Source organism: Streptomyces sp. NBC_00988 (assembly GCF_045162645.1).
Taxonomy (GTDB): domain Bacteria; phylum Actinomycetota; class Actinomycetes; order Streptomycetales; family Streptomycetaceae; genus Streptomyces.
Genome location: NZ_CP108730.1, coordinates 8,666,419 through 8,692,715 on the forward strand (window position 1 = coordinate 8,666,419; position 26,297 = coordinate 8,692,715).

General features: G+C 66.3%; 13 protein-coding genes, 1 tRNA gene and 3 rRNA genes. 14 read left to right on the top strand and 3 right to left on the bottom strand.

Going from position 1 to position 26,297, the window contains the following annotated elements:
• Positions 1–253: 253 nt before the first annotated feature.
• The 4 genes from OG496_RS39850 to OG496_RS39865 are packed head-to-tail and all read left to right on the top strand — an operon-like array spanning position 254 to position 5,101.
• Positions 254–2,476 (top strand): polyribonucleotide nucleotidyltransferase, encoded by a 2,223-nt coding sequence (locus OG496_RS39850; RefSeq protein WP_366490316.1) that lies wholly within the window; start codon positions 254–256, stop codon positions 2,474–2,476.
• Positions 2,473–3,852, top strand: coding sequence for a M16 family metallopeptidase (locus OG496_RS39855; RefSeq protein WP_405974301.1), 1,380 nt, complete (start codon positions 2,473–2,475; stop codon positions 3,850–3,852). Before OG496_RS39850 ends, OG496_RS39855 begins: the two co-directional genes overlap by 4 nt.
• Before the next feature lie 42 nt (positions 3,853–3,894).
• Positions 3,895–4,647, top strand: coding sequence for a 4-hydroxy-tetrahydrodipicolinate reductase (gene dapB / locus OG496_RS39860; RefSeq protein WP_405974302.1), 753 nt, complete (start codon positions 3,895–3,897; stop codon positions 4,645–4,647).
• A 1-nt stretch (position 4,648) separates the two neighbouring features.
• Entirely contained in the window at positions 4,649–5,101 is a 453-nt protein-coding gene (locus OG496_RS39865; protein WP_405974303.1) for a hypothetical protein, read from the top strand.
• A 90-nt stretch (positions 5,102–5,191) separates the two neighbouring features.
• Here OG496_RS39865 and OG496_RS39870 read toward each other — a convergent pair whose 3' ends face one another.
• Together OG496_RS39870 and OG496_RS39875 are read right to left on the bottom strand one after the other, a co-directional pair.
• The gene (locus OG496_RS39870; RefSeq protein ID WP_405974304.1) at positions 5,192–5,746 is read right to left on the bottom strand and encodes a hypothetical protein; all 555 of its coding nucleotides are present in this window, start codon (positions 5,744–5,746) and stop codon (positions 5,192–5,194) included.
• A gap of 122 nt (positions 5,747–5,868) precedes the next feature.
• Positions 5,869–6,108 (bottom strand): hypothetical protein, encoded by a 240-nt coding sequence (locus tag OG496_RS39875; protein ID WP_366490323.1) that lies wholly within the window; start codon positions 6,106–6,108, stop codon positions 5,869–5,871.
• A 213-nt stretch (positions 6,109–6,321) separates the two neighbouring features.
• Here OG496_RS39875 and thyX point away from each other — a divergent pair, with 213 nt between their 5' ends.
• From thyX to OG496_RS39915, 8 genes are all read left to right on the top strand, one after another.
• Entirely contained in the window at positions 6,322–7,062 is a 741-nt protein-coding gene (thyX, locus tag OG496_RS39880) for an FAD-dependent thymidylate synthase (RefSeq protein WP_366490324.1), read from the top strand.
• 211 nt (positions 7,063–7,273) lie between these two features.
• Positions 7,274–8,173 (top strand): 4-hydroxy-tetrahydrodipicolinate synthase, encoded by a 900-nt coding sequence (dapA, locus tag OG496_RS39885; RefSeq protein WP_366490326.1) that lies wholly within the window; start codon positions 7,274–7,276, stop codon positions 8,171–8,173.
• A 128-nt stretch (positions 8,174–8,301) separates the two neighbouring features.
• Positions 8,302–9,987, top strand: coding sequence for a ribonuclease J (locus tag OG496_RS39890; RefSeq protein ID WP_399397493.1), 1,686 nt, complete (start codon positions 8,302–8,304; stop codon positions 9,985–9,987).
• Between the two features lie 515 nt (positions 9,988–10,502).
• A 16S ribosomal RNA gene (locus tag OG496_RS39895) occupies positions 10,503–12,030 on the top strand.
• 313 nt (positions 12,031–12,343) lie between these two features.
• Positions 12,344–15,466: ribosomal RNA gene (locus OG496_RS39900) — 23S ribosomal RNA — on the top strand.
• 93 nt (positions 15,467–15,559) lie between these two features.
• Positions 15,560–15,676 (top strand): 5S ribosomal RNA (rrf, locus tag OG496_RS39905).
• The 16S, 23S and 5S rRNA genes sit together here, the layout of an rRNA operon.
• A 113-nt stretch (positions 15,677–15,789) precedes the next feature.
• Positions 15,790–16,452, top strand: coding sequence for a DegT/DnrJ/EryC1/StrS family aminotransferase (locus OG496_RS39910; protein ID WP_366493447.1), 663 nt, complete (start codon positions 15,790–15,792; stop codon positions 16,450–16,452).
• Between the two features lie 95 nt (positions 16,453–16,547).
• Positions 16,548–16,623, top strand: a tRNA-Thr gene (locus tag OG496_RS39915).
• Positions 16,624–16,677: 54 nt separating this feature from the next.
• Here the strand turns inward: OG496_RS39915 and OG496_RS39920 are convergent.
• Positions 16,678–19,428, bottom strand: coding sequence for a SpoIIE family protein phosphatase (locus OG496_RS39920; RefSeq protein WP_405974305.1), 2,751 nt, complete (start codon positions 19,426–19,428; stop codon positions 16,678–16,680).
• A 379-nt stretch (positions 19,429–19,807) separates the two neighbouring features.
• On the opposite strand from OG496_RS39920, the gene OG496_RS39925 reads away from it, so the two are divergent.
• Both OG496_RS39925 and OG496_RS39930 read left to right on the top strand, forming a co-directional pair.
• A complete protein-coding gene (locus tag OG496_RS39925; RefSeq protein WP_405974306.1) occupies positions 19,808–25,264 on the top strand; it encodes a HAMP domain-containing protein in 5,457 nt (1,818 codons plus the stop codon).
• Between the two features lie 286 nt (positions 25,265–25,550).
• Positions 25,551–26,234 (top strand): response regulator, encoded by a 684-nt coding sequence (locus OG496_RS39930; RefSeq protein ID WP_365304273.1) that lies wholly within the window; start codon positions 25,551–25,553, stop codon positions 26,232–26,234.
• Positions 26,235–26,297: the final 63 nt, after the last annotated feature.

The window sequence follows — 26,297 nt, forward strand, 5'->3', positions numbered from 1 at the left end:
TGTAGTGTGGTAGCACAACGCACGATGTGAGACGCAGGACGTACGACCCAGCACGACCACGTGCGACAGAGCACGACCACGAAGAGGAGAAGCGCGCCTCGCAGCCGCCGGTCCTCGGTAGTGGCCCCCGGGCAGGAAACCCCGGGTGCTTCGATCGAAGACCGGCCCGCACCAGACAGCGCTTCTCCGCCACCGTCCCCCCGCCACACGGGCGGGGAGGGACGAAAGACGACAAGTAACGGAGAAAACGCTAGTGGAGAACGAGACCCACTACGCCGAGGCCGTCATTGACAACGGTACTTTCGGCACCCGCACCATCCGCTTCGAGACGGGCAGGCTGGCCAGGCAGGCCGCCGGCTCCGCCGTGGCGTACCTGGACGACGACACCATGGTGCTGTCGGCCACCACCGCCTCCAAGAAGCCCAAGGAAAATCTCGACTTCTTCCCCCTCACGGTGGACGTCGAGGAGCGGATGTACGCCGCCGGCAAGATTCCCGGCAGCTTCTTCCGCCGTGAGGGCCGTCCCTCCGAGGACGCGATCCTCACCTGCCGGCTGATCGACCGCCCGCTGCGCCCGTCCTTCAAGAAGGGCCTGCGCAACGAGATCCAGGTCGTCGCCACGATCATGGCCCTCAACCCCGACCACCTGTACGACGTCGTGGCGATCAACGCCGCCTCCGCGTCCACGCAGCTGGCCGGTCTGCCCTTCTCCGGCCCGATCGGCGGCGTCCGCGTCGCGCTGATCAACGGCCAGTGGGTCGCGTTCCCGACGCACACCGAGCTTGAGGACGCCGTCTTCGACATGGTCGTCGCCGGCCGCGTCCTGGAGGACGGTGACGTCGCGATCATGATGGTCGAGGCCGAGGCCACCGAGAAGACCATCCAGCTGGTCGCGGGCGGCGCCGAGGCGCCCACCGAGGAGGTCGTCGCCTCCGGTCTGGACGCCGCGAAGCCCTTCATCAAGGTGCTCTGCAAGGCCCAGGCCGACCTCGCCGCGAAGGCCGCCAAGCCGACCGGCGAGTTCCCGGTCTTCCTCGACTACCAGGACGATGTCCTGGAGGCCCTGACCGCCGCGGTCAAGAGCGAGCTCTCCCAGGCGCTCACCATCGCCGGCAAGCAGGAGCGCGAGGCCGAGCTGGACCGCATCAAGGAGATCGCCGCCGAGAAGCTGCTCCCGCAGTTCGAGGGCCGGGAGAAGGAGATCTCCGCCGCGTACCGCTCGCTGACCAAGTCCCTGGTGCGCGAGCGCGTCATCAAGGACAAGGTCCGCATCGACGGCCGTGGCGTCACGGACATCCGTACGCTCGCCGCCGAGGTCGAGGCCATCCCGCGCGTGCACGGTTCCGCGCTGTTCGAGCGTGGCGAGACCCAGATCCTGGGCGTCACCACCCTCAACATGCTCCGCATGGAGCAGCAGCTGGACACCCTCTCCCCGGTGACCCGCAAGCGCTACATGCACAACTACAACTTCCCGCCGTACTCCGTCGGCGAGACCGGCCGCGTCGGCTCCCCGAAGCGCCGCGAGATCGGCCACGGAGCGCTCGCCGAGCGCGCCCTGGTCCCGGTCCTGCCGACGCGCGAGGAGTTCCCCTACGCGATCCGTCAGGTGTCCGAGGCCCTCGGCTCGAACGGCTCGACGTCCATGGGCTCGGTCTGCGCCTCCACCATGTCGCTGCTGAACGCCGGTGTGCCCCTCAAGGCCCCCGTCGCCGGTATCGCCATGGGCCTGATCTCCCAGGAGATCAACGGCGAGACGCACTACGTCGCCCTCACCGACATCCTCGGTGCGGAGGACGCCTTCGGCGACATGGACTTCAAGGTCGCCGGCACCAAGGAGTTCGTCACCGCCCTCCAGCTCGACACCAAGCTGGACGGCATCCCCGCCTCCGTCCTGGCCGCCGCTCTCAAGCAGGCCCGTGACGCCCGCCTCCACATCCTCGACGTGATGATGGAAGCGATCGACACGCCGGACGAGATGTCCCCGAACGCCCCGCGGATCATCACCGTCAAGATCCCCGTGGACAAGATCGGCGAGGTCATCGGCCCGAAGGGCAAGATGATCAACCAGATCCAGGAGGACACCGGCGCCGACATCACGATCGAGGACGACGGCACCATCTACATCGGTGCCGCGCAGGGCTCGCAGGCCGAGGCCGCTCGCGCAGTGATCAACGGCATCGCCAACCCGACCATGCCGGAGGTCGGCGAGCGCTACCTGGGTACGGTCGTCAAGACCACCACCTTCGGCGCGTTCGTGTCGCTGCTCCCGGGCAAGGACGGTCTGCTGCACATCTCGCAGATCCGCAAGCTCGCCGGCGGCAAGCGCGTGGAGAACGTCGAGGACGTCGTCGGCGTGGGCCAGAAGGTCCAGGTCGAGATCGCCGAGATCGACTCCCGCGGCAAGCTCTCCCTCATCCCCGTCATCGAGGGTGAAGAGAACGCCGAGGACGACAAGAAGGACGACGACGACAAGTGACGTCGACCAGCACCACGACGACGGCCCGCACCTCCTCGGAGGCGCGGGCCGTCGCCCGTACCCAAACCCTCATCCAGGGCACCAACGGCATCGGCACGGTCCGCAAGACCACCCTCCCGGGCGGCCTGCGCATCGTCACCGAGACGCTGCCCTCGGTCCGCTCCGCGACCTTCGGCATCTGGGCACACGTGGGCTCCCGCGACGAGACACCGTCCCTGAACGGCGCCACGCACTACCTGGAGCACCTCCTCTTCAAGGGCACGCACAAGCGCAGCGCGCTGGACATCTCCTCCGCGATCGACGCGGTCGGCGGCGAGATGAACGCGTTCACGGCGAAGGAGTACACGTGCTACTACGCGCGCGTGCTCGACACCGACCTGCCGCTCGCCATCGACGTCGTGTGCGACATGCTGACGGGCTCCCTCATCCGTGAGGACGACGTCAACGTCGAGCGCGGCGCCATCCTCGAAGAGATCGCCATGACGGAGGACGACCCGGGCGACTGCGTGCACGACCTGTTCGCGCGCACGATGTTCGGCGACAACCCCCTCGGCCGCCCCGTCCTCGGCACGGTCGACACCGTCAACGCCCTCACCGCGGACCGCATCCGCCGCTTCTACAAGAAGCACTACGACCCGACCCACCTCGTGGTCGCGGCCGCCGGCAACATCGACCACGACAAGGTCGTACGACAGGTCCGCGCGGCCTTCGACAAGGCGGGCGCCTTCCGCACCCCCGAGGCGGCGCCCATCGCCCCGCGCGACGGTCGCCGCGTGCTGCGCTCCACCGGCAAGGTCGAGCTGATCGGCCGCAAGACCGAACAGGCGCACGTCGTCCTCGGCATGCCGGGCCTGGCCCGCACCGACGAGCGCCGCTGGGCGCTGGGGGTCCTCAACACGGCCCTCGGCGGCGGCATGTCGTCCCGCCTCTTCCAGGAGGTCCGGGAGAAGCGCGGCCTGGCCTACAGCGTGTACTCGTACACGTCCGGCTTCGCCGACTGCGGCCTCTTCGGCGTCTACGCCGGCTGCCGGCCCTCGCAGGTCCATGACGTGCTGAAGATCTGCCGCGACGAACTCGACCAGGTCGCCGAACAGGGCCTGTCCGACGACGAGATCGGCCGCGCCGTCGGCCAGCTCCAGGGCTCCACCGTCCTCGGCCTCGAAGACACGGGCGCGCTGATGAACCGCATCGGCAAGAGCGAGCTGTGCTGGGGCGAGCAGATGTCCGTCGACGACATGCTGGCCCGGATCGCGTCGGTCACCCCGGACGAGGTCCGCGAGGTCGCCCGCGAGATCCTGGGACAGCGGCCCTCGCTGTCGGTCATCGGCCCGCTCAAGGACAAGCAGGCGGCCCGGCTGCACGACGCCGTCGCTTAACACCCGCCTTCGGAACCCGTATCCGGTAAGGAAGCAAGAACGATGAGCAAGCTGCGCGTGGCGGTCCTCGGTGCCAAGGGCCGGATCGGCGCCGAGGCGGTACGAGCCGTCGAGGCCGCCGAGGACATGGAACTGGTGGCCGCCCTGGGCCGGGGCGACTCACTGGAGACACTCACGGAGTCCGGCGCCCAGGTCGCCGTCGAACTGACCACCCCCGCCTCGGTGATGGACAACCTCGACTACTGCGTGGGCCACGGCATCCACGCCGTCGTCGGCACGACGGGCTGGACCGACGAACGCCTCGCGCAGCTGAACGGCTGGCTGGCCAAGTCTCCGGAGACGGGCGTCCTCATCGCGCCCAACTTCTCCATCGGCGCCGTACTGACCATGAAGTTCGCGCAGATCGCCGCGCCCTACTTCGAGTCGGTCGAGGTCATCGAACTGCACCACCCGAACAAGGTGGACGCCCCCAGCGGCACCGCCACCCGTACCGCCCAGCTCATCGCGGAGGCCCGCGCCAAGGCGGGCTCGGCCCCGGCGCCGGACGCCACGACCACGGCCCTGGACGGCGCGCGCGGCGCGAACGTCGACGGCATCCCGGTGCACGCCGTCCGGCTGCGCGGTCTGCTGGCCCACCAGGAGGTCCTGCTCGGCGGCGAGGGCGAGACGCTGACCGTCCGCCACGATTCGCTCCACCACAGCAGCTTCATGCCGGGCATCCTGCTCGGCGCCCGCCGCGTGGTGACGACCCCGGGCCTCACCTTCGGCCTGGAGCACTTCCTGGACCTGGGCTGACATGCGCGCCAAACTCACCTACGCCGTCACGGCCGCCGTCCTGGTCTTCTACTTCGTCCTGGCCGGCAGCCGCGGCGTCATGCTCATACAGTCCGGCACGCTCATCACGGTCACCTTCGGGATCGCGGTCCTGATCCTGCCGGTGATCGGCATCTGGTTCCTCTGGAAGAACACCCAGTTCGTCCGCAACGCCAACAAGCTCGCCGCCGAACTCGACGCCGAAGGCGGCCTGCCCGTCGACGAGTTGAGGCGCACCGCAGGCGGCCGCATCGACCGCGACTCCGCCGACGAGGTCTTCGCCAAGCGCAAGGCCGAGACGGAGGACGCCCCCGACGACTGGCGCAACTGGTTCCGCCTCGCCGTCGCCTACCACGACGCCCGCGACACCCCCCGCGCCCGCAAGGCCATGCAGCGCGCGATCGCCCTGCACGACGGCCGCCCCGTCCGGGCCTGAACGCCCGTATGCCGAAGGGGCCGCCCCGCACTCACTGCGGACCGGCCCCTTCGGCATACGACTGCTCGGCTTACGGCTGCTGTCGGACGGTCAGCTCCGCCGGTACTCGTCGGACCACACCTCGACCGAGTCCGCGGCCCGGTCGAAGGAGGAGGCACGCGCCACGAAGTCGATGTCGTGCGTGGTCAGCAGCGCGGTCACGTCCTCCGGAGCACGGTCCTTGCGTACGAGGACCAGCGCCTGCCCCTGCACCGTGCGCGGCAGTCCGAGCCAGCGCACCGGCTGCTGCACCGTGCGCACGGCGACGACACGGTCCCACCGCACCGTCAGGGTGAAGAGGAACCGCACCCGGCGCAGCCCGCGCGCGCTCACCCACACGCCCATGCGCAGCAGCCGCAGGGCGCAGAGGATGACGACCACCGCGATACCGAGGATCACCGCGGCCTCGGACCGCGAGCCGGTCAACGCGATGATGACCGCGGCGAACAGCACGTACGACGCGAGCAGCAGCACGAGCGCCGCTGCCGCCACCCGCCACGGTCCGGGCCGGTAGGGGCGCCGCCAGCGGTCGCGGTCGTCGAACGGCAGCGCGAGCTCGTCCGCGGCCTCGAATGCGCGGTCGGCCGTAAGGAAGGGCAGGGGCACGGCTGGTGTCCTCACTGAATCCATGCGTGGGCTGTGCCCGGTGAGGCTATCCGGCCGTGTTCCCGCTCACCACCGTTGGGGGTCCGGATGAGTCATGGTCAGCTGTACGGCTGCGCGCCAGGTCAGCGATTGTCGGCGGCCTGCGACTGCTGGTGCTGGGTCGAGAGGTTGTCCTGGGACAGCGCCGGCATTCCGAGGACCAGGGAGCCCACGATTCCGGCGACGATGGTGAGGCCCAGGAGCCAGCGCCCGGCCATCTGACCAGCGGACGCACGCTCACGCGGCGGCGGGGTGACATTGCTGCGGAAGCGGTCGGTCTCGGCGATGAAGGCGAACGGAACGGGTTCGCGCCGACGGGACATCGGTGGTGCTTCTCCCCTCTGGGGTCGAATCGGGATCGAACGGGTGGCTCTCACCAAGACAGACGAGCGAACGCCCCAATTGGTGCCCTGTTTCACCGAATTCGCAGAAGTTCGCCAATGAATGTCGCGGCACGGCACCGAACGCCCCGATGTCAGTGCCGGGCCGTAGAGTGGGCGCCGCCCGAGAGACGTGATGGAAGGACCCTCCGAGCCGTGACCGACACTCCCGCCGACGACCTCAAGCCCAGTTTCCGCAGTGACGTGACCGTCGAGCTGGTCAAGCACACCGCGTCCGACGCGGACGTGCTCTTCGCCGCCCGCGTCTCGACGATCGGCGAGCAGTCCCTGGAGGAGATGGGCAAGGACCCCGAGCGCTCCAAGGGCCTGATCAACTACCTGATGCGGGACCGGCACGGCAGCCCCTTCGAGCACAACTCGATGACGTTCTTCATCAGCGCCCCGATCCTCGTCTTCCGCGAGTTCATGCGGCACCGGGTGGGCTGGTCGTACAACGAGGAATCGGGACGGTACAGGGAGCTCCAGCCGGTCTTCTACGTCCCCGGGGAGTCCCGCAAGCTGGTCCAGGAGGGCCGTCCGGGCAAGTACGTCTTCGTGGAGGGCACCGAGGCCCAGCAGGAACTGGTCGGCCGCGCCATGGAGGACTCGTACCGCCAGTCGTACGAGGCGTACCAGGAGATGCTCGCCGCCGGCGTCGCCCGCGAGGTCGCCCGCGCGGTGCTCCCCGTAGGCCTCTTCTCCTCGATGTACGCCACGTGCAACGCGCGCTCGCTGATGCACTTCCTCGGACTGCGCACGCAGCACGAGTTGGCGAAGGTCCCGTCCTTCCCGCAGCGGGAGATCGAGATGGTCGGCGAGAAGATGGAGGAGCAGTGGGCCAAGCTCATGCCGCTCACCTACGCCGCCTTCAACGCCAACGGCCGTGTCGCCCCGTAGCGCACCTCTGTTTGCCGATCGGGCACACATGTACGGGTGGGCCGCACGAAGTGTCCGTATTGCGGCATTTAGAGAAGTTCATCTAGCCTGATCAAACGGACCCGGCACTGCTTGAACCCCCGAGCAGGCAGTGCCGGGCTCCACATTTGTCATGACTTGTCGCCTGCCCCTAAGGCAGACCCCGCATTGAGCAGCGAGTAGCGTGTTACCCATGGCTCCGACCTCCACTCCGCAGACCCCCTTCGGGCGGGTCCTCACCGCCATGGTCACGCCCTTCACGGCGGACGGCGCACTCGACCTCGACGGCGCTCAGCGGCTCGCTACCCACCTGGTGGACGCAGGCAACGACGGCCTGATCATCAACGGCACCACCGGTGAGTCCCCGACCACCAGCGACGCGGAGAAAGCGGATCTCGTACGAGCCGTACTGGAAGCGGTCGGAGACCGCGCCCACGTCATCGCCGGCGTCGGCACCAATGACACCCGCCACAGCGTCGAACTCGCCCGCACGGCCGAACGCACCGGCGCGCACGGCCTGCTCGTCGTCACGCCGTACTACAACAAGCCCCCGCAGGAGGGCCTCTACCGGCACTTCACGGCCGTCGCCGACGCCGCCGAACTGCCGGTCATGCTCTACGACATCCCCGGCCGCAGCGGCGTCCCGATCGGCACCGAGACACTGGTCCGACTCGCCGAGCACCCGCGGATCGTCGCCAACAAGGACGCCAAGGGCGACCTCGGCCGCGCCAGCTGGGCGATCGCCCGGACCGGCCTGGCCTGGTACTCCGGCGACGACATGCTGAACCTGCCGCTGCTCTCCGTGGGCGCGGTCGGCTTCGTCTCGGTCGTCGGCCATGTGGTCACACCCGAACTGCGCACCCTGGTGGAGGCGTACGTCTCCGGTGAGGTCCAGAAGGCCACCGAGATCCACCAGAAGCTGCTCCCCGTCTACACCGGCATGTTCCGCACCCAGGGCGTCATGACCACCAAGGCCGCGCTCACCCTCCAGGGACTGCCCGCCGGACCGCTGCGCTCACCGATGGTCGAGTGCTCGCCCGAGGAGATCGCCCAGCTCAAGATCGATCTTGCCGCCGGCGGGGTACAGCTCTGACAACGGACTTCACAACTGAATACGCGGGGCTTCGGCGCCCGCACCCCACATCCGATAACTGCATTTGCACGAACGTCATGCGCGCCACGTGCCCACAGGTACGTGGCGCGCATGGGTAGGAGAGTCTTTTGAGTCATCCGCATCCTGAACTCGCCCCGCCGCCCAAGCTCCCCGAAGGCGGCCTGAGGGTCACCCCACTCGGCGGCCTCGGGGAAATCGGCCGGAACATGACGGTCTTCGAATACGGCGGCCGTCTGCTCATCGTCGACTGCGGCGTGCTCTTCCCCGAGGAGGAGCAGCCCGGAATCGACCTGATCCTGCCGGACTTCACGTCCATCAGGGACCGCCTCGACGACATCGACGGCATCGTCCTCACGCACGGCCACGAGGACCACATCGGCGCGGTTCCGTACCTCCTTCGCGAGAAGGCGGACATCCCGCTGATCGGCTCCAAGCTGACCCTCGCCCTCATCGAGGCGAAGCTCCAGGAGCACCGCATCCGCCCGTACACGCTTGAGGTCGCCGAGGGGCACCGCGAGCGCATCGGCCCCTTCGACTGCGAGTTCGTCGCGGTCAACCACTCGATCCCGGACGCGCTCGCGGTCGCCATCCGCACCCCCGCGGGCATGGTCGTCCACACCGGCGACTTCAAGATGGACCAGCTGCCGCTGGACGGTCGGCTGACAGATCTACACGCGTTCGCACGACTGAGCGAGGAAGGCATCGACCTGCTCCTCGCCGACTCGACGAACGCCGAGGTCCCGGGATTCGTCCCGCCCGAGCGCGACATCTCGAACGTCCTGCGACAGGTCTTCGGCAACGCCCGCAAGCGGATCATCGTGGCGAGCTTCGCCAGCCACGTCCACCGCATCCAGCAGGTCCTGGACACGGCGCACGAGCACGGCCGCCGGGTCGCCTTCGTCGGCCGCTCGATGGTCCGCAACATGGGCATCGCCCGTGACCTCGGCTATCTCAAGGTCCCGCCGGGCCTGGTGGTGGACGTCAAGACGCTCGACGACCTCCCGGACAGCCAGGTCGTCCTGGTCTGCACGGGCTCGCAGGGCGAACCGATGGCCGCCCTGTCCCGCATGGCCAACCGGGACCACCAGATCCGCATCGTCGCGGGCGACACGGTGATCCTGGCCTCGTCGCTGATCCCGGGCAACGAGAACGCGGTCTACCGCGTGATCAACGGCCTCACCCGCTGGGGCGCCAACGTCGTCCACAAGGGCAACGCCAAGGTCCACGTCTCCGGACACGCCTCGGCCGGCGAGCTGCTGTACTTCTACAACATCTGCCGGCCGAAGAACCTGATGCCGGTCCACGGCGAATGGCGCCACCTAAGGGCCAACGCCGAACTGGGCGCCATGACAGGCGTTCCGCACGACCGGATCGTCATCGCCGAGGACGGCGTGGTCGTCGACCTCATCGAGGGCAAGGCCAAGATCTCGGGCAAGGTCCAGGCGGGTTACGTCTACGTCGACGGCCTCTCGGTCGGCGATGTCGGCGAGCCCGCGCTGAAGGACCGCAGGATCCTGGGCGACGAGGGCATCATCTCGGTCTTCGTCGTCGTGGACTCGTCCACCGGCAAGATCACAGGCGGCCCGCACATCCAGGCCCGCGGCTCCGGCATCGACGACTCCGCCTTCGTGGACGTGGTCCCGAGGATCACGGAGGTCCTGGAGCGCTCGGCCCAGGACGGCGTCGTGGAACCCCACCAGCTGCAGCAACTGATCCGCCGCACGCTGGGCAAGTGGGTCTCCGACAACTATCGGCGCAGGCCGATGATCCTCCCGGTCGTCGTGGAGGTCTGACCGTCGTACGACCCCTCGTACGCGTGAACCTGGAGCGGGCCGCCTCGATTTGCATCGAGGCGGCCCGCTCCAGTACGTTTACGGCTCCGCCTGAGGGGGAACCCGGACACTTCGCGTGTACGGGAGCCACTCCCGAAGGGCCGGAAAATCCGACTCAGAACTTCTGATAAAGTCGGAACCGCCGGAAAGGGAAACGCGGAAGCGGAAACCTGGAAAGCACCGAGGAAATCGGGACCGGAAACGGTCTGATAGAGTCGGAAACGCAAGACCGAAGGGAAAAGCCCGGAGGAAAGCCCGAGAGGGTGAGTACAAAGGAAGCGTCCGTTCCTTGAGAACTCAACAGCGTGCCAAAAATCAACGCCAGATATGTTGATACCCCGTCTCCAAACATCATCTGATGTCTGGGACGAGGTTCCTTTGAAGAAAACATACAGCGAGGACGCTGTGAACGGTTCGGGCTTATTCCGCCTGACTGTTCCGCTCTCGTGTGTGTCGTTCCCGATTACGGGAAAACATTCACGGAGAGTTTGATCCTGGCTCAGGACGAACGCTGGCGGCGTGCTTAACACATGCAAGTCGAACGATGAACCACTTCGGTGGGGATTAGTGGCGAACGGGTGAGTAACACGTGGGCAATCTGCCCTGCACTCTGGGACAAGCCCTGGAAACGGGGTCTAATACCGGATAATACTCCTGCACTCATGTGTGGGGGTTAAAAGCTCCGGCGGTGCAGGATGAGCCCGCGGCCTATCAGCTTGTTGGTGAGGTAATGGCTCACCAAGGCGACGACGGGTAGCCGGCCTGAGAGGGCGACCGGCCACACTGGGACTGAGACACGGCCCAGACTCCTACGGGAGGCAGCAGTGGGGAATATTGCACAATGGGCGAAAGCCTGATGCAGCGACGCCGCGTGAGGGATGACGGCCTTCGGGTTGTAAACCTCTTTCAGCAGGGAAGAAGCGCAAGTGACGGTACCTGCAGAAGAAGCGCCGGCTAACTACGTGCCAGCAGCCGCGGTAATACGTAGGGCGCAAGCGTTGTCCGGAATTATTGGGCGTAAAGAGCTCGTAGGCGGCTTGTCACGTCGGGTGTGAAAGCCCGGGGCTTAACCCCGGGTCTGCATTCGATACGGGCTAGCTAGAGTGTGGTAGGGGAGATCGGAATTCCTGGTGTAGCGGTGAAATGCGCAGATATCAGGAGGAACACCGGTGGCGAAGGCGGATCTCTGGGCCATTACTGACGCTGAGGAGCGAAAGCGTGGGGAGCGAACAGGATTAGATACCCTGGTAGTCCACGCCGTAAACGGTGGGAACTAGGTGTTGGCGACATTCCACGTCGTCGGTGCCGCAGCTAACGCATTAAGTTCCCCGCCTGGGGAGTACGGCCGCAAGGCTAAAACTCAAAGGAATTGACGGGGGCCCGCACAAGCAGCGGAGCATGTGGCTTAATTCGACGCAACGCGAAGAACCTTACCAAGGCTTGACATACACCGGAAAGCATTAGAGATAGTGCCCCCCTTGTGGTCGGTGTACAGGTGGTGCATGGCTGTCGTCAGCTCGTGTCGTGAGATGTTGGGTTAAGTCCCGCAACGAGCGCAACCCTTGTCCTGTGTTGCCAGCGTGCCCTTCGGGGTGACGGGGACTCACAGGAGACCGCCGGGGTCAACTCGGAGGAAGGTGGGGACGACGTCAAGTCATCATGCCCCTTATGTCTTGGGCTGCACACGTGCTACAATGGCCGGTACAATGAGCTGCGATACCGTGAGGTGGAGCGAATCTCAAAAAGCCGGTCTCAGTTCGGATTGGGGTCTGCAACTCGACCCCATGAAGTCGGAGTTGCTAGTAATCGCAGATCAGCATTGCTGCGGTGAATACGTTCCCGGGCCTTGTACACACCGCCCGTCACGTCACGAAAGTCGGTAACACCCGAAGCCGGTGGCCCAACCCCCTTGTGGGGAGGGAGCTGTCGAAGGTGGGACTGGCGATTGGGACGAAGTCGTAACAAGGTAGCCGTACCGGAAGGTGCGGCTGGATCACCTCCTTTCTAAGGAGCATCTAGGCCGCCAAGTTCGCTTGGTGGTCCAGGGCCATTACGTCGGCAGATGTCCGACGGTGGTTGCTCAAGGGTGGAACGTTGATTATTCGGCACTGTCGGTCATCTCTTGGCTGCGAGTACTGCTCTTCGGGGCGTGGAAAGCTGATCATGAGTGGCGATGGTGCCGGGCACGCTGTTGGGTGTCTGAGGGCACGGCCGAGAGGCTGCCTTCAGTGCCGACCCCAGTGAACTTGCCCAGTAGGGCAGGGTGATGGGTGGTTGGTCGTTGTTTGAGAACTGCACAGTGGACGCGAGCATCTGTGGCCAAGTTTTTAAGGGCGCACGGTGGATGCCTTGGCACCAGGAACCGATGAAGGACGTGGGAGGCCACGATAGTCCCCGGGGAGTCGTCAACCAGGCTTTGATCCGGGGGTTTCCGAATGGGGAAACCCGGCAGTCGTCATGGGCTGTCACCCTTGCCTGAACACATAGGGCAAGTGGAGGGAACGCGGGGAAGTGAAACATCTCAGTACCCGCAGGAAGAGAAAACAACCGTGATTCCGGGAGTAGTGGCGAGCGAAACCGGATGAGGCCAAACCGTATACGTGTGAGACCCGGCAGGGGTTGCGTGTACGGGGTTGTGGGATCTCTCTTTCACAGTCTGCCGGCTGTGAGACGAGTCAGAAACCGTTGATGTAGGCGAAGGACATGCGAAAGGTCCGGCGTAGAGGGTAAGACCCCCGTAGTCGAAACGTCAACGGCTCGTTTGAGAGACACCCAAGTAGCACGGGGCCCGAGAAATCCCGTGTGAATCTGGCGGGACCACCCGCTAAGCCTAAATATTCCCTGGTGACCGATAGCGGATAGTACCGTGAGGGAATGGTGAAAAGTACCGCGGGAGCGGAGTGAAATAGTACCTGAAACCGTGTGCCTACAAGCCGTGGGAGCGTCGCTCACAGAGTTTACTCTGTGGGTCGTGACTGCGTGCCTTTTGAAGAATGAGCCTGCGAGTTTGCGGTGTGTTGCGAGGTTAACCCGTGTGGGGAAGCCGTAGCGAAAGCGAGTCCGAATAGGGCGGTTTAGTAGCGCGCTCAAGACCCGAAGCGGAGTGATCTAGCCATGGGCAGGTTGAAGCGGAGGTAAGACTTCGTGGAGGACCGAACCCACCAGGGTTGAAAACCTGGGGGATGACCTGTGGTTAGGGGTGAAAGGCCAATCAAACTCCGTGATAGCTGGTTCTCCCCGAAATGCATTTAGGTGCAGCGTCGTGTGTTTCTTGCCGGAGGTAGAGCACTGGATAGGCGATGGGCCCTACCGGGTTACTGACCTTAGCCAAACTCCGAATGCCGGTAAGTGAGAGCACGGCAGTGAGACTGTGGGGGATAAGCTCCATGGTCGAGAGGGAAACAGCCCAGAGCATCGACTAAGGCCCCTAAGCGTACGCTAAGTGGGAAAGGATGTGGAGTCGCAGAGACAACCAGGAGGTTGGCTTAGAAGCAGCCACCCTTGAAAGAGTGCGTAATAGCTCACTGGTCTAGTGATTCCGCGCCGACAATGTAGCGGGGCTCAAGCGTACCGCCGAAGTCGTGTCATTCATACAACAGGGCCAACGCCTGTATGGATGGGTAGGGGAGCGTCGTGTGCCGGGTGAAGCCGCAGCGGAAGCTAGTGGTGGACGGTTCACGAGTGAGAATGCAGGCATGAGTAGCGATACACACGTGAGAAACGTGTGCGCCGATTGACTAAGGGTTCCTGGGTCAAGCTGATCTGCCCAGGGTAAGTCGGGACCTAAGGCGAGGCCGACAGGCGTAGTCGATGGATAACCGGTTGATATTCCGGTACCCGCTGTGAAGCGTCAAACATCGAGCCCATTAATGCTAAGGCCGTGAAGCCGTTCCGGACCCTTCGGGGAATGGAAAGTGGTGGAGCCGCCGGCCCAAGATGGTAGTAGGTGAGTGATGGGGTGACGCAGGAAGGTAGTCCATCCCGGGCGGTGGTTGTCCCGGGGTAAGGGTGTAGGACGAGTGGTAGGCAAATCCGCCACTCACATAGTCTGAGACCTGATGCCGAGCCGATTGTGGTGAAGTGGATGATCCTATGCTGTCGAGAAAAGCCTCTAGCGAGTTTCATGGCGGCCCGTACCCTAAACCGACTCAGGTGGTCAGGTAGAGAATACCGAGGCGTTCGGGTGAACTATGGTTAAGGAACTCGGCAAAATGCCCCCGTAACTTCGGGAGAAGGGGGGCCATCACCGGTGAGAGGATTTACTCCTTGAGCTGGGGGTGGCCGCAGAGACCAGCGAGAAGCGACTGTTTACTAAAAACACAGGTCCGTGCGAAGCCGTAAGGCGATGTATACGGACTGACGCCTGCCCGGTGCTGGAACGTTAAGGGGACCGGTTAGTCACTCTTCGGGGTGGCGAAGCTGAGAACTTAAGCGCCAGTAAACGGCGGTGGTAACTATAACCATCCTAAGGTAGCGAAATTCCTTGTCGGGTAAGTTCCGACCTGCACGAATGGCGTAACGACTTCTCGACTGTCTCAACCATAGGCCCGGTGAAATTGCACTACGAGTAAAGATGCTCGTTTCGCGCAGCAGGACGGAAAGACCCCGGGACCTTTACTACAGTTTGATATTGGTGTTCGGTTCGGCTTGTGTAGGATAGCTGGGAGACTGTGAACTCTGGACGCCAGTTCAGGGGGAGTCGTCGTTGAAATACCAGTCTGGTCGTGCTGGATGTCTAACCTGGGTCCGTGATCCGGATCAGGGACAGTGTCTGATGGGTAGTTTAACTGGGGCGGTTGCCTCCTAAAGAGTAACGGAGGCGCCCAAAGGTTCCCTCAGCCTGGTTGGCAATCAGGTGTTGAGTGTAAGTGCACAAGGGAGCTTGACTGTGAGACCGACGGGTCGAGCAGGGACGAAAGTCGGGACTAGTGATCCGGCGGTGGCTTGTGGAAGCGCCGTCGCTCAACGGATAAAAGGTACCCCGGGGATAACAGGCTGATCTTCCCCAAGAGTCCATATCGACGGGATGGTTTGGCACCTCGATGTCGGCTCGTCGCATCCTGGGGCTGGAGTCGGTCCCAAGGGTTGGGCTGTTCGCCCATTAAAGCGGTACGCGAGCTGGGTTTAGAACGTCGTGAGACAGTTCGGTCCCTATCCGCTGCGCGCGCAGGAACATTGAGAAGGGCTGTCCCTAGTACGAGAGGACCGGGACGGACGAACCTCTGGTGTGCCAGTTGTTCTGCCAAGGGCATGGCTGGTTGGCTACGTTCGGGAGGGATAACCGCTGAAAGCATCTAAGCGGGAAGCCTGCTTCGAGATGAGTGTTCCCACCCCCTTGAGGGGTTAAGGCTCCCAGTAGACGACTGGGTTGATAGGCCGGATCTGGAAGGCGGGTAACCGCTGGAGGTGACCGGTACTAATAGGCCGAGGGCTTGTCCTCAGTTGCTCGCGTCCACTGTGTTGGTTCTGAAACCACGAACAACCCCATGCCCGGGGGCCACTGGGTGTGGTGCGGTTGTCTGTTTCATAGTGTTTCGGTGGTCATAGCGTGAGGGAAACGCCCGGTTACATTTCGAACCCGGAAGCTAAGCCTTACAGCGCCGATGGTACTGCAGGGGGGACCCTGTGGGAGAGTAGGACGCCGCCGAACAAATATTGAAAGGGTTGGATCCTGAACTTCGGTTCGGGGCCCAACCCTTTTTTGTTTGCCGTCACTTGAAGTTCACGTTGCGCAATCACCATCCGAGCATGGGTACTGCTGCAATGCTCAGGGCCGCAGGCGTCGGACTCGGTGACGAGGTCGTCGTGCCGGCGTTCGGGAACGTGGAAGTCGCCGAGGCCGTCACCCTCGCGGGTGGGCTGCCGGTGTTCGCCGACATAGATCCGGTGACCTACTGCCTCGACGCGTCCGCTGTCGAAGCGGCCGTAACTCCGCGTACGGCGGCGATAGTTGTCGTGCATCGATTCGGGCGGTCCGCTGATGTCGGGCGGTTGCTCGGGGTCGGGCAGCGGCATGGGTTGCTGGTGTTGCAGCAGGGGGAGTCCGAGGCGCCGTACGACGAAGTCGCTCAGCGGCGGGAGCGGGCTGCCTATCTTGACGCGAAGTTGCGTGGGGTGCGGACGCCCGATGGTGGTGACGGGCACACCTACCAGCAGTACGTCGTGCGGGTGCCGGGGAACGGGCGGCCGGATCGTGACGCCTTCGCTCGGGCCGTGCGTGGTAGGGGAGTTGAGTGCCGGGTGCCGGTGAAGACTCCTGTGCATCGGCTGCCGGAGTTCCGGCGGTGTGTGGCTCTGCCCGAGACCGAGCGGGCCGCGGACGAGACGCTGGCGCTGCCCGTGGACGCCTCGTTGACCAAGCGGGAGATGCAGAGGATCGTTTCTGCATGCAATGCGCTCGGGGGACTGTTGCAGCCCGCTTTCTGATCGAGTCGGGGTCGGGAGGCGGTGGTTGGGCGCACGGGCCTGTTCGGGGTATGATTCTTTTCGTTGCCGCGAGGGAAACCTCGGGAAAGCGACAGGCCCTCTTAGCTCAGTCGGTAGAGCGTCTCCATGGTAAGGAGAAGGTCAACGGTTCGATTCCGTTAGAGGGCTCCAGACATCAGAAGGCCCCGCCCAATTGGGCGGGGCCTTCTGCGTGTTCGGGGTCGGTCAGTCCTTCTGGAGGCCCGGGACGCGCATCGCCAGGATGGCCATGTCGTCGGACGGGGCGTCCGACGCGAAGCGTTCGACCGCGCGCATCACGCGGGCCGCTACGGCTCCCGCTGTGAGGCCCGTGCAGGTCGTGAGGACGTCGGTGAGGCCGTCGTCGCCGAGCATGCGGGTGCCCTCGCGGCGTTCCGTGACGCCGTCCGTGACGCACAGGAGGACGTCTCCGGGGTCGAGGGTGACCGTCTGCTCGTAGAGCTCCAGGTCGTCCATGACGCCGAGGAGGGGCTGGGGTTCGGCGGCCGGTTCGACCGTGCCGTCCTGGCGGAGGCGGAGCGGGAGCGGGTGGCCGGCGCAGACCACCTTCAGTTCGGCGCTGCCGTCCTCCTGGGGCCACAACTCGCCGTAGAGGAGCGTCAGGAAGCGGCTGCGGGCTCCCTCGTCGAGGATCGCGGAGTTGAGGCGCTCCAGGACCGCGGGGCCGCCGAAGCCCTCCCTGGCGAGCAGGCGGAGGGCGTGGCGGGCCAGGCCGGTGACCGCGGCCGCCTCGGGGCCGGTGCCGCAGACGTCGCCGATGGCGAAGCCGTAGACGCCGTCCCGGATGGGGAACAAGTCGTAGAAGTCGCCGCCTACTTCGTTGCCCTCGCCGGCCGCGCGGTAGATGACCTCTACCTCGACGCCCTCGATGTGCGGGAGGTCGGGGGGCAGGAGGCTGCGCTGGAGGGACTGGCTGATGGCCGTGCGCTCCGAGTACAGGCGGGCGTTGTCGAGGGCGAGGGCGGCCCGGCGGCTCAAGTCCTCGGCCAGTTCCAGGATTTCCTGGCGGAAGTGTTCGTCGGTGGGCTTGCCGAGGGTCAGCATGCCGATGACGCGGTTGCGGGCGACGAGGGGGAGGACGACCGTCTCGCCGCCGACTGCCGAAGCCGTGGCGAGAGTCGGTCCGATACCCGAGCTGACGCGGCGGGTGGGTTCGCCGAGGCCGAGGCTGCGCATGGAGGTGCGCAGGGCGGCCTGGTGGGCGGCCTCGGCGGGGGCGGCCCAGACGCGGGCGCCGGGGGTGGGGACCGGGTCCGGAGGGGCGATCTTCGAGAGCAACGACTTGATGCCGTCGATGAGTTCCTCGTCCTCGTGGAGGACGTACGAGAGGTACGGGTCCGAGGACTGGTCGGCGATCGTGTAGACCGCGCACCAGGTCGCGAGGGTCGGGACCGTCATCTGGGCCATCAGGGCCAGGGTCTGATCGCGGTCCAGGGTGCCCGCGAGGAGATCGGAGGCCTCGACCAGGAAGCTGAGGGAGCCGCGGCGCAGGCGTTCCAGTTCGCCCAGGCGGGCCGATTCGACCGCCAACGCGATGCGGTCCGCGGCGAATTGGAGGCGTAGCGCTTCTTCGTTCGAGTACTTGTTGGGGCCTTCGGCGGCCACTCCCAGGGAGCCGGTGAGGCGGCCCTCCACCTTCAGGGGGACCGTGACGACCGAGCGCATCCCGGTGCCGCTCAGCAGCGGTACGGCGCCCGGGACGGCCTGGAGGTCCTCGTGGACGGCCGGCATGCGGGCGGAGCCGTAGCGGCCGGGGCCCGCCTCGACGGGCACGCGCGCGAAGCGCTGGCGGGCGGAGGGCAGGCCGGTGGAGGCGCGGACCTCCAACTCCGTTTCGTCGTCCGTCGCGAGGAGGAGGAAGGCGGAGTCTCCGTCGAGCATGTCGCGGGCGCGCTCGACCGTGCGCTGGAGGAGGCCGTCGAGGTCGTCCGGCGCGGGGGAGCCGATGAACACCTCGAAGGGGTCGGTGTTCTGGCCGTCCGGGGTGGACGCCGCGTCGGGGGCCGGGCCGCGCAACGGGGTCTGCAGAACCGCGCGTTCGTGGTCCCTCACCAGGAGGCACACGGTTGACGGCTCGCCGTCCGTGTCGCGGACGCGGAGGTGGGAGGCGTAGACCGGGGTCACGCGGCCGTCGGCGCCGCGGATGCCGTAGGTGCCCTCCCAGCGGGAGAGGCGGAGGGCCTCGGCGATGCCGGTGCTGGTGCCCGGGGTGTGCGGCCAGGCGGCGAGGTCGGTGAGGGGCTTGCCGGTGACCTGCTCGGCGGCGTAACCGAAGAGTTCCTCGGCGTCCTCGTTCCAGGACGCGATGGAGCCCGTACGGTCGATCTGGACGACCGCGACGCGGACCCTGCCGTCGGCGAGCGGGAGCAGGGCGGCCGGGATGGACGGGCCGGCCGCGCGGGTGCCCACCGGGCGTGCGGGGAGGTCGAGTTGGAACCAGACCAGCTTCTTCGTGGGGGTGTAGTCGACGCCCCAGCGGCTGGCCAGGGCCGCGCACAGCTGGAGGCCGCGGCCGCCCTCGCGGTCGGGGCTGCTCATGGTGATCGCGGCCCCCTGGAGGGGGATCTCGCGCTCCGGGTAGTGGTCGGCGACCTCGATCCTCGCGCCGTCGTCACTCCGTAGGCACAGAACGTCAGCGGCCGTGCCCGCGTGGACGACGGCGTTGGTCACCAGCTCGCTGGTGAGGACCACGGCGTCGTCGATGATGTCGGCGAAGCCCCAGCCCTGCAGGGTGTCGCGGACGAAGGACCGCGCGGTGGCGACCGATCGTCCGACGGGCTCGAAGCTGGCGGCCGCGCGCGCGGTGATCACAGAACTCCTCGGCCTGTTGTCGGCGGACAGGTCACCATGGCCGATCGGCGCCTGCCGGGGCACCGGCTGGTTTCCGGTCGGCGGGGGATCCTGGGGCGTTCCCCCAGGATGCAGTCCGGTGGTCATGGTGCGGTGCCCCTCCGATGCCTGCCCGCTCGTGCTCGTGCCACCGCCCAGGCCGGACGGAACCGGCGCGGCTGGACAGCCGCATGCAAGGTTACTTACCTTCACCGTCCATGCGGATGCCGGTCCGCAGTGTTTACGTCCTCAGGGTGTGCGGACCGTGTGCGAAGCTGCCGAACTGTTATGGCCTGGTTCAGGCAGGGTGAAACACTGGGCAGGATTCTGGTGAAGGTCCGGGCAGGCCGGGTGTCTTCTGTGGACGGAGGACACCACACCTTGGTGAAGCCCGGTAAACCGGGCAGAGATACGCGGCGGAACCTGATACGCCGAGCAGTTGCACACCGGCACAGCGGTAACGGTCGACCCCTGCGGGAGGGACACAGTGGAGTCTGGCGCAGCGACGCGGGGCACTAAGACGCGCGCGAAAGGCGGACAGTCCCTGAAGAACCAGCGCAAACCGCGCAATGGGACCACGGAAGTGGACGCGGCTTCCTTGGACCGGCTGCTGACGGCTCTGGTCTCCATGCGGGACGGGAACTTCCGCAAGCGGCTCACGGTGTCCGGCGACGGCGTGATGTCGGAGATCGCCGCCGTGTTCAACGAGGTGGCCGACCGCAACCTGCATCTCACGGGCGAGCTGTCCCGGGTGCGGCGCATGGTGGGCCGTGAGGGAAAGCTCACGGAGCGGCTGGAGACGGGCGCCTGCGAGGGTTCCTGGGCCTTGGCCATCGACGCCTCCAACGCGCTCGTGGACGACCTCGTACGGCCCGTCTCCGAGGTCGGACGGGTGCTGTCCGCGGTGGCCGAGGGAGATCTGTCGCCGCGCATGGAGCTGCGGACGCAGGCGCCGGACGGGACCGGGCATCCGCTCCGCGGGGAGTTCCTGAAGGTCGGGCGGACCGTCAACAACCTGGTCGACCAGCTGTCGACGTTCACCGACGAGGTCACGCGCGTGGCCAGCGAGGTGGGCACCGAGGGCAAGCTGGGCGGGCAGGCACGCGTGCGTGGCATGTCCGGCTCGTGGAAGGACCTCACGGAGTCGGTCAACACGATGGCGTACCGGCTGACGGCCCAGGTGCGGGACATCGCGCTGGTGACCACGGCGGTCGCCAAGGGTGACCTGTCGCGGAAGGTCACGGTCCATGTCGCCGGCGAGATGCTGGAGCTCAAGAACACCGTCAACACGATGGTGGACCAGCTGTCGTCGTTCTCCTCCGAGGTGACGCGGGTCGCCCGTGAGGTGGGCACCGAGGGCGAGCTGGGCGGCCAGGCGCAGGTGCCGGGTGTGGCCGGGGTGTGGAAAGACCTCACCGACTCGGTGAACATCATGGCCGGCAACCTGACGGCCCAGGTGCGCGGGATCGCCCAGGTGACGACGGCGGTCGCCAACGGTGACCTGTCGCAGAAGGTGACCGTGTCGGCGCGGGGCGAGGTCGCCCAGCTCGCCGAGACGATCAACCAGATGACCGAGACGCTGCGTACGTTCGCGGACGAGGTCACGCGCGTGGCCAACGAGGTCGGTGCCGAGGGGCAGCTCGGCGGGCAGGCGAACGTGCCGGGTGCGGCGGGAACGTGGAAGGACCTCACCGATTCGGTGAACACGGTCTTCCGGAACCTGACGATCCAGGTGCGGGACATCGCCGCCGTGACGACCGCCGTGGCGAGCGGTGACCTGTCCCAGAAGGTCACCGTGAACGTGGCCGGCGAGATGTTGGAACTGAAGAACACCGTCAACGGGATGGTCGACCAGCTGTCCTCGTTCGGTGCCGAGGTCACGCGCGTGGCGCGCGAGATCGGTGTCGAGGGTGAACTGGGCGGCCAGGCACAGGTGCCGGGCGCGGCCGGTACCTGGAAGGACCTGACGGACTCCGTCAACACGGCGTTCCGCAACCTCACCGGACAGGTGAGGAACATCGCGCAGGTGACGACGGCCGTGGCCAACGGCGACCTGTCGCAGAAGGTCACCGTCGACGTGTCCGGCGAGATGCTTCAGTTGAAGAACACCGTCAACACGATGGTGGACCAACTGTCGTCGTTCGCCGACCAGGTGACCCGGATGGCCCGCGACGTGGGCACCGAGGGCCGTCTCGGCGGCCAGGCGCGCGTGGACGGCGTCTCGGGCACCTGGAAGGAACTCACCGACTCCGTCAACTCGATGGCCGGGAACCTGACCTCCCAGGTGCGCAACATCGCCCAGGTGACCACGGCGGTGGCCCAGGGTGACCTGTCCCAGAAGATCGACGTGGACGCGCGCGGCGAGATCCTGGAGCTGAAGAACACCATCAACACGATGGTCGACCAGCTCTCGGCCTTCGCCGACCAGGTGACCCGGGTCGCCCGCGAGGTGGGCACCGAGGGCCGCCTGGGCGGGCAGGCGCAGGTGCCCGGCGTCGCCGGTGTGTGGCGCGACCTGACCGACTCGGTGAACGGCATGGCCGGCAACCTCACCGCGCAGGTCCGCAACATCGCGCAGGTCGCGACCGCGGTGGCCCGGGGTGACCTGTCCCAGAAGATCACCGTGGACGCGCGCGGGGAGATCCTGGAGCTGAAGAACACCCTGAACACGATGGTCGACCAGCTGTCCTCGTTCGCCGAGGAGGTCACGCGCGTGGCCCGCGAGGTGGGCACCGAGGGGCAGTTGGGCGGTCAGGCCGAGGTACAGGGTGTCTCCGGCACCTGGAAGGACCTCACCCAGTCGGTGAACTTCATGGCGAACAACCTGACGATCCAGGTGCGCCAGATCGCCGAGGTCACGACCGCCGTCGCCAAGGGCGACCTCTCCAAGAAGATCACCGTCGACGCCAAGGGCGAGATCCTCGAACTCGTCACGACCGTCAACACGATGGTCGACCAACTGTCGTCGTTCGCCGAGCAGGTGACCCGGGTGGCCCGCGAGGTGGGCACCGAGGGCATCCTGGGCGGCCAGGCGCACGTGCCGGGTGTCACGGGCATCTGGAAGGACCTCAGCGGCAACGTCAACCTGATGGCCAACAACCTGACCATGCAGGTGCGGAACATCTCCCAGGTCGCGGCGGCCGTCGCCAACGGCGACCTGACGCGGACGGTGACGATCGAGGCGCGCGGTGAGGTCGCGCAGCTCGCCGACACCTTCAACACCATGGTGAAGACGCTGAGTTCGTTCGCCGACCAGGTCACCAAGGTGGCCCGCGAGGTGGGCACGGACGGCATCCTCGGCGGTCAGGCGCGCGTGCCCGGTGTGGCCGGCACGTGGAAGGACCTCACCGAGTCCGTGAACGGGATGGCGTCCAACCTGACCGGTCAGGTGCGCAACATCGCGATGGTCACCACGGCCATCGCCAAGGGCGACCTGACCAAGAAGATCGACATCGACGCCCGCGGCGAGATCCTCGAACTGAAGACGACGATCAACACGATGGTCGATCAGCTGTCGTCGTTCGCCGAGGAGGTCACCCGGGTCGCCCGCGAGGTGGGCACCGAGGGCCAGCTGGGCGGTCAGGCACGCGTGCGTGACGTCGACGGCACCTGGCGCGACCTCACCGAGTCGGTGAATGAGATGGCCGGGAACCTGACCCGGCAGGTGCGTGCCATCGCGCGCGTGGCGACCGCGGTGACCCGCGGCGACCTGAACCTGAAGATCGACGTCGACGCGGCGGGCGAGATCCAGGAACTGCAGGACTACATCAACAAGATGATCGCCAACCTGCGCGACACCACGATCGCCAACAAGGAGCAGGACTGGCTCAAGGGCAACCTCGCCCGCATCTCCGCGCTGATGCAGGGCCGCCGCGACCTGGACGACGTCGCCTCGCTGATCATGAGCGAGCTGACCCCGGTGGTCTCCGCGCAGCACGGCGCGTTCTTCCTCGCGCTGCCCCTGGCCGACACTGAGGGCGAGGAGGCGTACGAACTGCGCATGCTCGGGTCGTACGGCTACTCCATGGGCTCCATGCCGACCTCGTTCAGGCCCGGTGAGGCGCTGATCGGGACGGCCGCCCAGGAGCGGCGCACGATCCTCGTGGAGAACGCGCCCAGTGGCTATCTGAAGATCTCCTCGGGGCTCGGGGAGGCGCCGCCGGCGCAGGTGATCGTGCTGCCGGTGCTGTTCGAGGGGAAGGTGCTCGGCATCATCGAGCTGGCCTCCTTCACGCCCTTCACGCACATCCAGAAGGACTTCCTCAACCAGATCGCCGAGATGATCGCGACCAGCGTCAACACCATCTCCGTCAACACCAAGACGGAGGTGCTGCTGAAGCAGTCGCAGGAGCTGACCGAGCAACTCCGGGAGCGGTCGGCCGAGTTGGAGAACCGGCAGAAGGCACTCCAGTCGTCCAACGCCGAACTGGAGGAGAAGGCCGAGCTGCTGGCCCAGCAGAACCGCGACATCGAGGTCAAGAACACCGAGATCGAGGAGGCGAGGCAGGTCCTGGAGGAGCGCGCCGAGCAGCTCGCGGTGTCGATGCGCTACAAGAGCGAGTTCCTCGCGAACATGTCGCACGAGCTGCGCACACCGCTCAACTCGCTCCTCATCCTGGCCAAGCTGCTCGCCGACAACGCGGAGGGGAACCTCTCCCCGAAGCAGGTCGAGTTCGCCGAGACGATCCACGGCGCGGGGTCCGACCTGCTCCAGCTGATCAACGACATCCTGGACCTGTCGAAGGTCGAGGCGGGCAAGATGGACGTCTCCCCGACGCGGATCGCGCTCGTCCAACTCGTCGACTACGTAGAGGCCACTTTCCGCCCGCTGACCGCGGAGAAGGGCCTCGATCTCTCCGTACGGGTGTCGCCGGAACTGCCCGCCACACTGCACACCGACGAGCAGCGCCTCCTTCAGGTGCTGCGCAACCTGCTGTCCAACGCGGTGAAGTTCACCGACTCCGGGGCGGTCGAGCTGGTCATCCGGCCGGCCGGCGCGGATGTGCCGGTGGCGATCCGGGAGCAGCTCCTGGAGGCCGGTTCCCTGCGGGACGCGGACGCGGGCCTGATCGCGTTCTCGGTGACCGACACCGGGATCGGGATCGCGGGCAGCAAGATGCGGGTCATCTTCGAGGCGTTCAAGCAGGCGGACGGTACGACCAGTCGCAAGTACGGCGGCACGGGCCTCGGGTTGTCGATCTCCCGGGAGATCGCGCAGCTGCTCGGCGGTGAGATCCACGCGCAGAGCGAACCGGGACGCGGCTCGACGTTCACGCTGTATTTGCCGCTGCACCCCAGCGAACTGCCCCCGCAGGGCTACCAGCAGCTGCCCGCGCTGGAGGCGGGCGACCTGGTGGCGTCGGCGGCGGAACTCGCCGAGCTCTCGGAGCGGAGCGAGGTGGACTTCGAGACGCCGGCCGAGGTGAAGTCGTACCACGAGACGCAGAACGGTGCCGCCGCGCTCTTCAGGCGCCGGCGCAGGGCCGTCGAGCAGTCCACCCAACTGGGGCAGACCGTACGGGACCAGTGGGCGGCTCCGGAGTCGCCGTCGCGCCGGGGCATCCGGTTCGGCGGGGAGAAGGTGCTGATCGTCGACGACGACATCCGCAACGTCTTCGCGCTGACCAGTGTCCTGGAGCAGCACGGGCTGTCCGTGCTGTACGCGGAGAACGGCCGTGAGGGCATCGAAGTCCTGGAGCAGCACGACGATGTGACGGTCGTTCTGATGGACATCATGATGCCCGAGATGGACGGATACGCGACGACGACGGCGATCCGCAGGATGCCCCAGTTCGCCGGGCTGCCGATCATCGCGCTGACCGCGAAGGCGATGAAGGGCGACCGGGAGAAGGCGATCGAGTCCGGCGCCTCGGACTACGTCACCAAGCCGGTCGATCCCGACCACCTGCTGGCGGTGATGGAGCAGTGGATGCGTACGGAGTGAAGAAAACGACCGGACTTGACGGGAAAGCAGTGGGAACGGTGCGGGGAACGTCCGGTGGCCACGCGGAGTTGCTGACTCAGTGTGCCCGGAGCCGTGTAGAAGCACGGGATTCGGGGAACCTTCTGGTCTCCCGCCGCGTTTCTGCTACGTGCACAGTGACATCACGGTGACAGGGTGTGGCGACGGGCGGGGTGCGGCTACCATGACCGGCACAAGGACGGGCGGCGCAAGAGAGTCGTCCCCTGGGGCGGCGCCCGGTGCACATCCGGGGCGAGGAGGGCGGGCCATGGTGCAGAAGGCCAAGATCCTCCTGGTCGATGACCGGCCGGAGAATCTGCTGGCGCTGGAGGCCATCCTCTCTGCGCTCGATCAGACACTGGTTCGGGCATCGTCCGGGGAGGAAGCGCTCAAGGCACTGCTGACGGACGACTTCGCGGTCATTCTGCTGGACGTCCAGATGCCGGGCATGGACGGTTTCGAGACCGCCGCGCACATCAAGCGACGGGAGCGGACCCGGGACATCCCGATCATCTTCCTCACCGCGATCAACCACGGCCCGCACCACACCTTCCGGGGTTACGCGGCGGGCGCGGTCGACTACATCTCCAAGCCGTTCGACCCGTGGGTGCTGCGCGCGAAGGTCTCGGTCTTCGTCGAGCTCTACATGAAGAACTGCCAGCTGCGGGAGCAGGCGGCGCTGCTGCGGCTCCAGTTGGAGGGCGGCGGCAAGCCCGCGGTCGGTGCGGCGAAGGAACCGGCCGGGCTGCTCGCCGAGCTGTCGGCGCGGCTCGCGGCCGTGGAGGAACAGGCCGAGGCGCTGTCGAAGCAGCTCGACGACGAGTCGGCGGACGCGGCGGCCGTAGCGACCGCGGCTCATCTCGAACGCAAACTCACCGGGCTGCGCAGGGCACTCGACGCCCTGGAGCCGGGCACGGGCAGCGGAGCGAACTCGGTCCCGTCGCAGAACTGACGTCCGCCGCGGGCGCAGTTGTGCGTGAGCGGGCGTCAGTTCCCGGTCCCGTACGGGCGACAC

Coding starts and splice junctions, on each gene's coding strand:
- dapB (WP_405974302.1), top strand. CDS start 3,895: ATGAGCAAGCTGCGCGTGGCGGTCCTCGGTGCCAAGGGCCGGATCGGC.
- OG496_RS39865 (WP_405974303.1), top strand. CDS start 4,649: ATGCGCGCCAAACTCACCTACGCCGTCACGGCCGCCGTCCTGGTCTTC.
- OG496_RS39875 (WP_366490323.1), bottom strand. CDS start 6,108: ATGTCCCGTCGGCGCGAACCCGTTCCGTTCGCCTTCATCGCCGAGACC.
- dapA (WP_366490326.1), top strand. CDS start 7,274: ATGGCTCCGACCTCCACTCCGCAGACCCCCTTCGGGCGGGTCCTCACC.
- OG496_RS39910 (WP_366493447.1), top strand. CDS start 15,790: ATGCTCAGGGCCGCAGGCGTCGGACTCGGTGACGAGGTCGTCGTGCCG.
- OG496_RS39920 (WP_405974305.1), bottom strand. CDS start 19,428: ATGACCACCGGACTGCATCCTGGGGGAACGCCCCAGGATCCCCCGCCG.
- OG496_RS39930 (WP_365304273.1), top strand. CDS start 25,551: ATGGTGCAGAAGGCCAAGATCCTCCTGGTCGATGACCGGCCGGAGAAT.